Origin of the sequence: Streptomyces sp. NBC_01446, from assembly GCF_026340095.1 — a bacterium.
GTDB lineage: Bacteria > Actinomycetota > Actinomycetes > Streptomycetales > Streptomycetaceae > Streptomyces > Streptomyces aureus.
Genome location: NZ_JAPEPO010000001.1, coordinates 2,704,961 through 2,716,843, shown reverse-complemented (window position 1 = coordinate 2,716,843; position 11,883 = coordinate 2,704,961). Strand labels below are relative to the sequence as shown.

At 68.5% G+C, this 11,883-nt stretch carries 12 protein-coding genes; 9 read left to right on the top strand and 3 right to left on the bottom strand.

What is annotated here, in order from left to right:
• Positions 1–75: 75 nt before the first annotated feature.
• The 9 genes from atpB (at position 76) to OG456_RS11920 (ending at position 7,791) form a co-directional block, all read left to right on the top strand.
• Positions 76–846 (top strand): F0F1 ATP synthase subunit A, encoded by a 771-nt coding sequence (gene atpB / locus OG456_RS11960; protein WP_266569156.1) that lies wholly within the window; start codon positions 76–78, stop codon positions 844–846.
• A 78-nt stretch (positions 847–924) separates the two neighbouring features.
• Positions 925–1,164, top strand: a complete 240-nt coding sequence (gene atpE, locus OG456_RS11955; protein ID WP_227297233.1) for an ATP synthase F0 subunit C — start codon at positions 925–927, stop codon at positions 1,162–1,164.
• Positions 1,165–1,205: 41 nt separating this feature from the next.
• A complete protein-coding gene (locus OG456_RS11950; protein WP_266560035.1) occupies positions 1,206–1,754 on the top strand; it encodes a F0F1 ATP synthase subunit B in 549 nt (182 codons plus the stop codon).
• Positions 1,751–2,572: a F0F1 ATP synthase subunit delta gene (locus OG456_RS11945; RefSeq protein ID WP_266560033.1), complete on the top strand. Its 822-nt coding sequence runs from the start codon at positions 1,751–1,753 to the stop codon at positions 2,570–2,572. The genes OG456_RS11950 and OG456_RS11945 overlap by 4 nt, the downstream gene beginning before the upstream one ends.
• Before the next feature lie 120 nt (positions 2,573–2,692).
• Complete coding sequence (gene atpA, locus OG456_RS11940; protein ID WP_266560031.1) at positions 2,693–4,285, top strand: F0F1 ATP synthase subunit alpha; 1,593 nt, start codon at positions 2,693–2,695, stop codon at positions 4,283–4,285.
• A gap of 20 nt (positions 4,286–4,305) precedes the next feature.
• On the top strand, positions 4,306–5,226 hold the full coding sequence (locus OG456_RS11935; RefSeq protein WP_266560029.1) for a F0F1 ATP synthase subunit gamma: 921 nt from the start codon (positions 4,306–4,308) through the stop codon (positions 5,224–5,226).
• The gene (gene atpD / locus OG456_RS11930; protein WP_266560027.1) at positions 5,226–6,668 is read left to right on the top strand and encodes a F0F1 ATP synthase subunit beta; all 1,443 of its coding nucleotides are present in this window, start codon (positions 5,226–5,228) and stop codon (positions 6,666–6,668) included. The genes OG456_RS11935 and atpD overlap by 1 nt, the downstream gene beginning before the upstream one ends.
• Before the next feature lie 142 nt (positions 6,669–6,810).
• On the top strand, positions 6,811–7,185 hold the full coding sequence (locus OG456_RS11925; protein ID WP_116509861.1) for a F0F1 ATP synthase subunit epsilon: 375 nt from the start codon (positions 6,811–6,813) through the stop codon (positions 7,183–7,185).
• A 156-nt stretch (positions 7,186–7,341) separates the two neighbouring features.
• Positions 7,342–7,791 (top strand): DUF2550 domain-containing protein, encoded by a 450-nt coding sequence (locus OG456_RS11920; protein ID WP_116509859.1) that lies wholly within the window; start codon positions 7,342–7,344, stop codon positions 7,789–7,791.
• 76 nt (positions 7,792–7,867) lie between these two features.
• Here the strand turns inward: OG456_RS11920 and OG456_RS11915 are convergent, their stop codons facing one another.
• From OG456_RS11915 to OG456_RS11905, 3 genes are all read right to left on the bottom strand, one after another.
• Positions 7,868–9,697, bottom strand: a complete 1,830-nt coding sequence (locus OG456_RS11915) for a glycoside hydrolase family 18 chitinase (protein ID WP_266569155.1) — start codon at positions 9,695–9,697, stop codon at positions 7,868–7,870.
• A 175-nt stretch (positions 9,698–9,872) separates the two neighbouring features.
• Positions 9,873–10,517: a response regulator transcription factor gene (locus OG456_RS11910; protein ID WP_266569154.1), complete on the bottom strand. Its 645-nt coding sequence runs from the start codon at positions 10,515–10,517 to the stop codon at positions 9,873–9,875.
• Between the two features lie 5 nt (positions 10,518–10,522).
• The gene (locus tag OG456_RS11905) at positions 10,523–11,713 is read right to left on the bottom strand and encodes a sensor histidine kinase (RefSeq protein WP_266560023.1); all 1,191 of its coding nucleotides are present in this window, start codon (positions 11,711–11,713) and stop codon (positions 10,523–10,525) included.
• Positions 11,714–11,883 lie beyond the last annotated feature (170 nt).

The following is an 11,883-nucleotide window of genomic DNA, read 5'->3' as shown; positions in this document are numbered from 1 at the left end:
CTATGCGTCACGCCGAAGGAGCCCGTGGTGAGTGCTGACCAGACTGAGCTCGCCTTTGACTGGAGCTGTCGGATCATGTCCGACAACGGCTGCGGCTTTCCGGCTCCCGGTCTGCACTCGTTCCTCTTCAAGCCGATCTTCACCGTCGGCGGGTTCGAGTTCAACAAGGTGATGCTGCTCGCCCTCCTGACGACCCTCGTCGTCGTCAGTGTCTTCTACGCGGCGTTCGGCAAGGCCAAGGTCGTCCCGGGCAAGCTCCAGATGGCCGTGGAGGCGGGGTACGACTTCGTGCGCCGCGGAATCGTCTACGAGACGATGGGCAAGAAGGAGGGCGAGAAGTACGTCCCCCTGATGGTGTCGCTGTTCTTCTTCATCTGGATCATGAACATCTGGTCCGTGATCCCGCTGACCCAGTTCCCGGTGTCGTCGGTGTTCGCGTACCCGGTCGTGCTCGCGGCCGTCGTCTACCTGATCTGGGTGCCGCTGACCTTCAAGCGCCACGGTTTCGTGGGCGGCTGGAAGAACATCACGGGCTACGACAACTCGCTCGGCCCGATCAAGTGGCTCGTCTCGTTCATCGAGTTCTTCTCGAACCTGCTGGTCCGGCCGTTCACGCACGCGGTGCGACTGTTCGCCAACATGTTCGCCGGTCACCTGATGCTGGTGATGTTCACCGTCGCCTCCTGGTACCTCCTGAACAGCTGGATGATCCCGGCCGCGGGCGTGTCCTTCGTGATGACCGTCGCCATGGTCCTCTTCGAGCTTTTCGTGCAGGCGGTCCAGGCGTACGTCTTCGTGCTCCTCGCCAGCACCTACATTCAGGGCGCTCTCGCTAAGCAGCACTGAGTCCCGCCCGTCCTGTCATACCCCCTGTCGTCCGGTGGCCAACCCCCACCGGTTCGTTAAAGAGAAGGAAGTAACGGCATGTCCGCGACCATCGAACTCGCCGCTGGCGTCTCCGGCTCCCTCGGTTCCATCGGCTACGGTCTCGCTGCCATCGGCCCCGGCATCGGCGTCGGCATCGTCTTCGGTAACGGCACCCAGGCCCTGGCCCGTCAGCCCGAGGCCGCCGGTCTGATCCGCGCCAACCAGATCCTCGGCTTCGCCTTCTGTGAGGCGCTCGCCCTCATCGGCATCGTTCTGCCGTTCGTTTACGGTCAGTGATTTAACTCCTCACCGACCACTATTCGACGAAAGGCACTGATGTGATCGCCAACCTGGTACAGCTGGCGGCCGAGGAGAAGCAGAATCCGCTGATCCCTGCCGGCCCCGAGCTGCTCGTCGGCACCATCGCCTTCGCCATCGTCTTCTTCTTCTTCGCCAAGAAGCTCCTCCCGCGCATCAACACTGTGCTGGAAGAGCGTCGCGAGCTGATCGAAGGCGGTATCGAGAAGGCCGAAGCCGCACAGACCGAGGCCCAGAGCGTTCTTGAGCAGTACAAGGCTCAGCTCGCCGAGGCTCGTCACGAGGCCGCGCGTCTGCGCCAGGAGGCGCAGGAGCAGGGCGCCACGCTCATCGCCGAGATGCGCGCGGAAGGCCAGCGGCAGCGTGAGGAAATCATCGCCGCCGGCCACTCGCAGATCGAGGCCGACCGCAAGGCCGCCGCTCAGGCGCTGCGCCAGGACGTCGGCCAGCTGGCCACCACCCTGGCCGGCAAGCTGGTCGGCGAGTCCCTCGAGGACCACGCCCGGCAGTCGCGCACGATCGACCGCTTCCTCGACGACCTCGAGGAGAAGGCCGAGGCTGTTCGATGACTGCCCACGGAGCGAGCCGCGAGGCACTCGCCTCCGCACGTGAGCGTCTCGACGCGCTGACCGACAGCACCTCGGTCGACGCCCGACAGCTTGCCGGAGAGCTGGCCGCGGTCACCGCGCTGCTCGACCGCGAGGTGTCGCTGCGTCGGGTCCTGACCGACCCGGCGCAGTCCGGCGAGGCCAAGGCCGAGCTCGCGGGCCGCCTGCTGGGCGGCCAGGTCAGCGGTGCGACCGCCGACCTGGTGGCCGGCCTGGTCCGCTCCCGCTGGTCCGCCCCGCGCGACCTGGTCGACTCCGTCGAGGAGCTGGCCAGTATCGCCGAGCTGACCGCGGCGCAGAAGGCGGGCGAGCTGGACGACGTCGAGGACGAGCTGTTCCGGTTCGGCCGGATCGTCTCCTCGAGCACCGAGCTGCGCGCCGCGCTCACGGACCGTATCGCCACGGGCACGGCCAAGGGTGAGCTGCTGCGCAGCCTGCTCGACGGTCGCGCCACGGCCACCACCGAGCGTCTTGTCGAGCGCCTTGTGACCCAGCCGCGTGGACGTAGCCTGGAGGGGGGACTCGAGTCCCTGTCCAAGCTCGCCGCGGAGCGCCGGGACCGCACGGTGGCCGTCGTCACCACGGCGGTTCCGCTGAGCGATGCGCAGAAGCAGCGCCTGGGCGCCGCCCTGGCAAAGCTCTACGGGCGTCAGATGCACCTGAACCTCGACGTGGACCCCGAGGTCCTCGGCGGGATCAATGTGCAGGTGGGCGACGAGCTCATCAATGGAAGCATCGCGGACCGCATTGAGGACGCCAGCCGCCGTATGGCCGGCTAGCCGACTCGCACAACGTAGTAGTACCTACGGCCCTAGTTGGGCCGTGCAGAGGATTCCTGGGGGCTGACCCCAGACCCCCCAAGAAAACTTCGGGCCCAACAAGGAGAGCAGGGAACCCAGATGGCGGAGCTCACGATCCGGCCGGAGGAGATCCGGGACGCGCTGGAGAACTTTGTCCAGGCGTACAAGCCGGACGCGGCCTCGCGCGAGGAGGTCGGTACGGTCACCCTTGCCGGCGACGGCATCGCGAAGGTCGAGGGCCTGCCCTCGGCCATGGCCAACGAACTGCTGAAGTTCGAGGACGGCACCCTCGGCCTCGCCCTCAACCTCGAGGAGCGCGAGATCGGTGCCATCGTGCTCGGTGAGTTCACCGGTATCGAGGAGGGCCAGCCGGTGCAGCGCACCGGTGAGGTGCTCTCCGTCGCCGTCGGCGAGGGCTACCTGGGTCGCGTCGTCGACCCGCTCGGTACCCCGATCGACGGCCTCGGCGAGATCGAGACCAGCGCGCGTCGTGCCCTTGAGCTGCAGGCCCCCACGGTCATGCAGCGCAAGTCGGTGCACGAGCCGATGGAGACCGGCTACAAGGCCGTCGACGCGATGACCCCGATCGGCCGCGGCCAGCGTCAGCTGATCATCGGCGACCGCCAGACGGGCAAGACCGCCCTGGCTGTCGACACGATCATCAACCAGCGCGACAACTGGCGCTCCGGCGACCCGAAGAAGCAGGTCCGCTGCATCTACGTCGCCATCGGCCAGAAGGGCTCGACCATCGCCTCCGTGCGTGGCGCCCTGGAAGAGGCCGGCGCGCTGGAGTACACGACCATCGTCGCCGCCCCGGCGTCCGACCCGGCCGGCTTCAAGTACCTTGCGCCGTACACCGGTTCGGCCATCGGCCAGCAGTGGATGTACGAGGGCAAGCACGTCCTCATCATCTTCGACGACCTCTCGAAGCAGGCCGACGCCTACCGCGCCGTGTCCCTGCTGCTCCGCCGCCCGCCGGGGCGCGAGGCCTACCCGGGTGACGTCTTCTACCTGCACTCCCGCCTCCTCGAGCGCTGCGCGAAGCTCTCGGACGAGATGGGTGCCGGCTCGATGACCGGTCTGCCGATCGTCGAGACCAAGGCGAACGACGTGTCGGCGTTCATCCCGACCAACGTCATCTCCATCACCGACGGCCAGTGCTTCCTGGAGTCGGACCTGTTCAACGCCGGTCAGCGCCCCGCGCTGAACGTCGGTATCTCCGTCTCCCGAGTCGGTGGTTCCGCGCAGCACAAGGCGATGAAGCAGGTCTCCGGCCGCCTCCGTGTGGACCTCGCCCAGTTCCGTGAGCTCGAGGCGTTCGCCGCCTTCGGTTCCGACCTGGACGCCGCGTCGAAGGCTCAGCTGGAGCGCGGTCAGCGCATGGTCGAGCTGCTCAAGCAGCCCCAGTACCAGCCGATGGCGACCGAGGACCAGGTTGTCTCCGTCTGGGCCGGCACCACCGGCAAGATGGACGACGTCCCGGTCGTGGACATCCGGCGCTTCGAGCGCGAGCTGCTCGACTACCTGCACCGCAAGGAGCAGGGCCTGATGACCTCCATCAAGGAGGGCGGCAAGATGTCGGACGACACCCTGACCGCCACCGCCGACGCCATCGCGGACTTCAAGAAGCAGTTCGAGACCTCGGACGGGAAGCTTCTCGGCGAGGACGCTCCGGCCGCCGCCGGTAAGTGACGACGGAAGGGACCTGACTCATGGGAGCCCAGCTCCGGGTCTACAAGCGTCGCATCAAATCCGTCACCGCGACCAAGAAGATCACCAAGGCGATGGAGATGATCGCTGCCTCGCGCGTCGTCAAGGCGCAGCGCAAGGTGACGGCCTCCACGCCGTACGCGACCGAGCTCACCCGCGCGGTCACGGCTGTCGGCACCGGTTCGAACACGAACCACCCGCTGACGACGGAGCCGGAGACGGCGACGCGCACCGCGGTGCTGCTCCTCACGAGCGACCGCGGTCTCGCCGGCGCCTTCAACTCGAACGCCATCAAGGCCGCGGAGAAGCTGACCGCGCGTCTCGAGGCCGAGGGCAAGGAGGTCGAGATCTACATCGTCGGCCGCCGTGGTGTCGCCCACTACAACTTCCGTGAGCGCAAGATCGCGGAGCAGTGGACGGGCTTCACCGACGAGCCCACGTACGCGGACGCCAAGAAGGTCGCGGGCCCGCTGATCGAGGCGATCGAGAAGGACTCGGCGGAGGGCGGCGTGGACGAACTCCACATCGTCTACACGGAGTTCATCTCGATGATGACGCAGTCGGCCGTTGACGGCCGTCTGCTTCCGCTCAGCCTCGAAGAGGTGGCGGAGGAGGCGAAGCCCAAGGGCGGCGAGATCCTTCCGCTGTACGACTTCGAACCGTCGGCGGAGGACGTCCTCGACGCCCTGCTGCCGCGCTACGTCGAGAGCCGTATCTACAACGCGCTGCTCCAGTCGGCTGCTTCCAAGCACGCCGCCACGCGCCGCGCGATGAAGTCGGCCACCGACAACGCGGGAGACTTGATCAACTCGCTCTCCCGACTTGCCAACGCGGCCCGCCAGGCCGAAATCACCCAGGAAATCAGCGAGATCGTCGGCGGCACTGCAGCCCTGGCCGACGCGACCGCGGGGAGTGACAAGTAATGACGACCACTGTTGAGACGGCCGTTGCCACGGGCCGCGTCGCCCGGGTCATCGGCCCGGTCGTCGACGTGGAGTTCCCCGTCGACGCGATGCCGGAGATCTACAACGCCCTCCACGTCCAGGTCGACGACCCGGCCAAGGAGGGTGAGAAGAAGACGCTGACCCTCGAGGTCGCCCAGCACCTGGGTGACGGCGTGGTCCGTACGGTCTCGATGCAGCCCACCGACGGTCTGGTCCGCCAGGCCGCCGTGACGGACACCGGCGCCGGCATCTCGGTGCCCGTCGGTGACCTGACCAAGGGCCGGGTGTTCAACACCCTCGGTGACGTGCTGAACGACGACGCGTCCAGCGTCGCGGACGCCCCGCGCTGGACGATCCACCGCAAGGCCCCGGCCTTCGACCAGCTCGAGTCCAAGACCGAGATGTTCGAGACCGGCCTGAAGGTCGTCGACCTTCTCACCCCGTACGTCAAGGGTGGAAAGATCGGTCTGTTCGGTGGTGCCGGTGTCGGCAAGACCGTTCTGATCCAGGAAATGATCGTCCGTGTGGCCAAGCTGCACGACGGTGTCTCCGTCTTCGCCGGTGTCGGCGAGCGCACCCGTGAGGGCAACGACCTCATGGTCGAGATGGAGGAAGCCGGCGTTCTGGACAAGACCGCGCTGGTCTTCGGCCAGATGGACGAGCCGCCGGGCACGCGTCTTCGCGTCGCCCTGGCCGGTCTGACCATGGCGGAGTACTTCCGCGATGTGCAGAAGCAGGACGTGCTGTTCTTCATCGATAACATCTTCCGCTTCACGCAGGCCGGTTCCGAGGTCTCGACCCTGCTCGGCCGCATGCCCTCCGCGGTGGGTTACCAGCCGACCCTCGCCGACGAGATGGGTCTCCTCCAGGAGCGCATCACGTCGACCCGTGGTCACTCGATCACCTCGATGCAGGCGATCTACGTCCCCGCGGACGACCTGACCGACCCGGCCCCGGCCACCACGTTCGCCCACCTCGACGCGACGACGGTTCTCTCCCGTCCGATCTCCGAGAAGGGCATCTACCCGGCCGTGGACCCGCTGGACTCCACGTCCCGCATCCTGGACCCGCGCTACATCGCGCAGGACCACTACGACGCGGCGATGCGCGTCAAGACGATCCTGCAGAAGTACAAGGATCTCCAGGACATCATCGCGATCCTCGGTATCGACGAGCTGGGCGAGGAGGACAAGCTCGTTGTCCACCGTGCCCGTCGCGTCGAGCGCTTCCTGTCGCAGAACACCCACGCCGCCAAGCAGTTCACCGGCGTGGACGGTTCGGACGTGTCGCTCGAGGAGTCGATCACCGCGTTCAACGCGATCTGCGACGGCGAGTACGACCACTTCCCCGAGCAGGCGTTCTTCATGTGCGGTGGCATCGAGGACCTCAAGGCCAACGCCAAGGAGCTCGGCGTCTCCTGATTCTGGCTTCTCCGGAAGCACAGACTCGTGGGAGAGGGGCGGGGGATACCCGCAGGGTGTGTCCCGCCCCTCTCCGTACGCCGACTAGACTTTGACCCAACACCCGGCAGCAACCGCCGGGTGGTGACCCGAGGAGCCCACCTTGGCTGCTGAGCTGCATGTCGAGCTCGTCGCCGCGGACCGCAGTGTCTGGTCCGGCGAGGCCACCCTGGTCGTCGCGCGCACCGCGTCCGGCGACATCGGCGTAATGCCCGGTCACCAGCCGCTTCTCGGTGTGCTGGAGTCGGGCCCGGTGATGATCCGCACGAGCGACGGCGGGACGGTTGTCGCCGCTGTGCACGGCGGTTTCGTCTCGTTCGCCGACAACAAGCTGTCCCTGCTCGCCGAGATCGCCGAGCTGTCGGACGAGATCGATGTCCAGCGTGCGGAGCGGGCGCTCGAGCGCGCGAAGTCGGATGCCGACGCATCCGCCGAGCGTCGCGCGGACGTCCGACTGCGTGCGGTGGCGACGCGCTGAGCCCAGCGCGCGGAGTGACATGACTCAGCCGCGGCCAGGACCGGAGAACCTCTCCGGACCAGGTCGCGGCTGAGGCGATCCTTGGTCAATTTTGCAGTTCCGTTATCGGATCCGCTGTCGGGCCCGTTATCAGATGAGGCGAGGAGGTCGGTACGAATGGTCCTCGTTCTCGTGCTGTGCGTGGTCGCGGTCGTCGTACTCGTATTGCTGGGGTTGTTCGTCTTCGGCCTGAGGCGCCGGCTGATCCAGCGCTCCGGGGGCACCTTCGACTGCTCCCTGCGGTGGGACGTGCCCGAGGGGGGCGACGCCTCCGGCAAGGGCTGGGGCTACGGCGTGGCCCGCTACAACGGCGACCGGATCGAGTGGTTCCGGGTCTTCTCCTACGCGATCAGGCCCCGTCGCACCCTGGAGCGCTCGGCGATCGAGGTGACGGGGCGGCGCGCGCCTGAGGGCGAGGAGGAGCTGGCCCTGCTCTCGGACGCGATCGTCCTCGCGTGCTCGCACCGCGGCTCGCGTCTCGAGCTGGCGATGAGCGAGGACGCGCTGACCGGCTTCCTGGCCTGGCTGGAGGCGGCTCCCCCCGGCCAGAGGGTGAACGTGGCCTGAGGTTTCGTATGGAGAAGCCGGGTGAACAGGGGGCGGCCCCGTTCACCCGGCTTCCGTCATGTGCGGCCCGGCGCTGTTACCTCAGGCCGCCGTCGATGGCGGTCACCAGCTCGCCGTTGGTGGTGTCGCCGCTGAACTCCCAGAAGAAGGCGCCGCCGAGGTTCTGGCTCTTGGCCCAGGCCATCTTGGAGTTGATGGTCGCGGGGGTGTCGTAGGACCACCAGTCGCTGCCGCAGTACGCGTAGGCCGTGCCGGCGACGGTGCCGTTGGCGGGGCACTTGGTCTTGAGGACCTTGTAGTCCTCGATGCCCTGCTCGTAGGTGCCGGCGGCGGGGCCGGTCGCGGTGCCGCCCGGCTCCTTCTGTGTGACGCCGGTCCAGCCGCGGCCGTAGAAGCCGATGCCGAGCAGGAGCTTGCTCGACGGGACGCCTTGGGCCTTCAACTTGGCAATGGCGTCGGCGGAGTTGAAGCCCTGCTGCGGGATGCCGGGGTACGAGGTGAGCGGGGAGTGCGGGGCTGTCGGACCCTGGGCGTTGAACGCGCCGAAGAAGTCGTAGGTCATGACGTTGTACCAGTCGAAGGACTGGGACGCGCCCGCGTAGTCGTTCTTCTCGATCTTGCCGCCGGTGGATCCGTCGGCGGTGATCGCCGCCGTCACCAGGTTGCTGGAGCCGAACCTGGCGCGCAGCGCGGACGCCAGCTTCTTCAGGGCGTCCTGGCCCGAGGTGTCGCAGGACAGGCCGCAGGCGTTGGGGTACTCCCAGTCGATGTCGATGCCGTCGAAGACGTCGGCCCAGCGCGGGTCCTCGACCAGCTTGTAGCAGGAGTCGGCGAACGCGGCCGGGTTCTGCGCGGCCTGGCCGAAGCCGCCGGACCAGGTCCAGCCGCCGAACGACCAGATGATCTTCAGGTTCGGGTGCTTGGCCTTGAGCTGGCGCAGCTGGTTGAACGCGCCGCGCAGCGGCTGGTCCCAGGTGTCGGCGACGCCCGAGACGGAGTTGGCGGCCGTGTACGCCATGTCCGTGTCGGCGTACGAGTCGCCCATCGTGCACTGGCCGTTCTGCACGTTGCCGAAGGCGTAGTTGATGTGGGTGACCTTCGCGGCGGAGCCGGAGGTCTCCAGGTTCTTCGGGAAGTACTGGCGGCCGTAGACGCCCCAGTCGGTGAAGTACCCCAGCTTGACCTTGCCGCCGGGGCCCGGGTCGGTGCCGCCGCCGGTCGTGTGCACCTTGACGGAGCCGGAGGCCGGTCCGCTCTGGTCGGCTGTGTCACGGGCCTGGACGGTGTACGAGTAGTCCGTGCCGGCGGTGAGCCCGGTGTCGGAGTACGAAGTCCCGGTCACCGTCGCGACCTTGGCGCCGTCGCGCAGGACGTCGTAGTTCTTGATGCCCTTGTCGTCGGTGGCCGCGGTCCAGGCGAGTTTGACCGAGGTGTCCGTGACGGAGGAGGCGGTGGGGGTGCCGGGCGCGGAGGGGGCCGCGTCGCCGGGGACGTCACCGCCGTCGCAGGAGGCGCCGTTGAGCTTGCAGCCGGAGGGGGCGCCGGGGCCCGAGCCGTTGAACCCGAAGGAGACCGAGGCGCCGGGGGCGAGCGACCCGTTATAGGAGAGGTTCTTGGCGGTCCAGTGGTCGGCGGAGTTGGTGACGGTGGCGTCCCAGGCGGAGGTCACCTTGGTGCCGGCGGGGAAGTCCCACTCGACGGTCCATGAACTGAGGGCCGTGGTACCGGTGTTCTTGACGGTCCACTTGCCTTCGAAGCCGGTGCCCCAGTCCTGGGTCTTGGCGTAGGTCGCGGTGGCGGTGCTCGCGGCGGCGGCCGCGTGGGAGGGGGTGGCGAGGCCGACGAGGGCGGCGGCCGGGAGCAGCAGGGTGGTGAGGCCTGCCACGGCTCTTTGTCTGAGTCTCAAGCGCAAGGGGTGCTCCTCGGGTGGTGTCCGGGGGACATGACGGGGGTGAAACCCTGCGCCGCCCGTGAGCATCGCCATGCTGGTCATGTGCATGGCTGTGCTCACCGCAGTGCCGTGAGAATAGAAAGGTCTGGACCAGCGGTCAAGGTCTAAACCAATTACAGGAATCGGCCCCTCACAGCCCCAACTCCTGGGCCAGGACGGCCGCTTGCACCCTGCTGCGCAGATCCAGCTTCCCGAGCAACCTGCTGACGTGCGTCTTCACCGTCGCCTCCGCCATTCCCAGACGCATCGCGATCTCCGCGTTCGACAACCCGTCACCGAGGCAGGAAAGCACCTCCCGCTCCCGGCGCGTGAGGGTGCCGAGCCCCGCGGGCGCGGGCCCCGGCTCGGGGCGTACGGGCTTCGCCGCGAACTCGGCGATGAGTTTGCGGGTCACCGCCGGAGCGATCAGCCCCTCACCGCGCGCGACCGTGCGGACCCCCTCGATCAGGTCCTTCGCCTCGGTGTTCTTCAGCAGGAACCCGCCGGCGCCCGCGCGCAGCGCCCCGAAGACGTACTCGTCGAGGTCGAACGTCGTCAGGACGAGCACGTCCGCGAGCCCCTCGGAGACCACCTGACGGGTCGCCGAGACGCCGTCGAGGCGCGGCATCTGGATGTCCATGAGGACGAGATCCGGCCGAAGTGCGCGCGCCATCGCCACCGCCTGTTCGCCGTCCGCCGCCTCCCCGACGACCTCGATGTCGGGGGCGCTGCCCAGGATCAGGACCAGCCCCGCCCTTACGGCGGACTGGTCCTCGGCGACAAGTACCCGGATCATCGCGGTCACTCGGACACTCCTTCGTCAGCCGGGTCGACGGGCAGCTCGGCCCTGACCTGCCAGATCTTGCCGTCGGGCCCGCTCTCGGGACCCGCCTCGAACGTGCCGTGCAGCAGAGCGGTGCGCTCGCGCATCCCGATGAGCCCGGCGCCCGAGCCGGGTGCGCGCGGGCCGTCCAGATCCCCGTACGGGCTGGTCACCCGCACGGTCAGGGCCCCGTCGGTGCGGTGGACGGCCACGGAGACGGTGCCGTGCGGCGCGTGCTTGAGCGCGTTCGTGAGGGATTCCTGCACGATGCGGTACGCGGCGAGCTCGATCGGCGCGGGCAGGCCGCCGCCGGCGCCGACGGTGAGCGCGACGTCGAGGCCGTTGGTGCGGGACTGCTCGACGAGGGCGCCGAGGCCGTCCAGTGTGGGCGCGGCGACGGGCTCGCCCCGGGAGTCGCCGCTGTCGTCCCGCAGGATGCCGATGAGGCGCCGCATCTCGGCGAGGCCTGCCACGCTGTTCTCGCGGATGACGGTGAGCGCCTGCTGCGTGGTCCTCGGATCGTCGAGCGAGATCGCGGCCGTGGAGTGGATGGCGATCGCGGACAGATGGTTGGCGACCATGTCGTGCAGCTCGCGGGCCATCCGGGCCCGCTCGGCGACGACCGCCTGCGTGCGGTCCATCTCGGCGAGCAGCGCGGTCTGTTCGGCGCGCAGCCGCGCGGACCCGGCGGCCTCCTGGTGGTTGCGTACGAGGACGCCGGTGGCCGCGGGTGCGAACGACACGAGGCCGGTCACGACCCCGATCAGGAGCGCCTCCGGCCTGCGGAACCAGGCCAGGAACCCCAGGGTCACCGCGATGGTGATCAGGGCCGTGGTCACCGGGATGCGGCGGGCGGCGGCCGGGGTGCCGTACAGGACGGCCGCGTAGACGAGGTCGGTGAACATCAGCGTCGTCGCGAGGCTGCCCAGCGTGAACTGGTCCGCGATCAGGACGAGGGTGCCGAGGACCAGGGCGGTCTGGGGCGCCGTCCTGCGCAGGAGCTCCAGGCCCGCCATCGCGCAGAGCGGCACCAGCAGCCAGCCGTCGCCGAGGACTGGCCAGCCCTGGCTGTTGGTCAGGCCGAGCGCCCACAGCAGGAGACCGCCGAGCAGGCCGGCCGCCGCGATACGGACGTCGTCGCGGTGCGGGCGGCACAGGGGCAGGGGCATGCCCCCATTGAATACGGCCGGACGGGGGCGGCGCCTGCACCTGGCGGGCGGGCTTGCGCGGCCGGCGTACATCGAAGGATGCAGTCCCGATTCGTCACCGCCGACGACGATCGGCGGCCGTACCGACGGGACGCTGGAAGGAGACCACAAGCCCGTCCCGAGGAGCCCGC

Coding starts and splice junctions, on each gene's coding strand:
- OG456_RS11905 (WP_266560023.1), bottom strand. CDS start 11,713: ATGCCCCTGCCCCTGTGCCGCCCGCACCGCGACGACGTCCGTATCGCG.
- OG456_RS11910 (WP_266569154.1), bottom strand. CDS start 10,517: ATGATCCGGGTACTTGTCGCCGAGGACCAGTCCGCCGTAAGGGCGGGG.
- atpE (WP_227297233.1), top strand. CDS start 925: ATGTCCGCGACCATCGAACTCGCCGCTGGCGTCTCCGGCTCCCTCGGT.
- OG456_RS11935 (WP_266560029.1), top strand. CDS start 4,306: ATGGGAGCCCAGCTCCGGGTCTACAAGCGTCGCATCAAATCCGTCACC.
- OG456_RS11920 (WP_116509859.1), top strand. CDS start 7,342: ATGGTCCTCGTTCTCGTGCTGTGCGTGGTCGCGGTCGTCGTACTCGTA.
- OG456_RS11945 (WP_266560033.1), top strand. CDS start 1,751: ATGACTGCCCACGGAGCGAGCCGCGAGGCACTCGCCTCCGCACGTGAG.
- atpD (WP_266560027.1), top strand. CDS start 5,226: ATGACGACCACTGTTGAGACGGCCGTTGCCACGGGCCGCGTCGCCCGG.
- atpA (WP_266560031.1), top strand. CDS start 2,693: ATGGCGGAGCTCACGATCCGGCCGGAGGAGATCCGGGACGCGCTGGAG.
- atpB (WP_266569156.1), top strand. CDS start 76: ATGTCCGACAACGGCTGCGGCTTTCCGGCTCCCGGTCTGCACTCGTTC.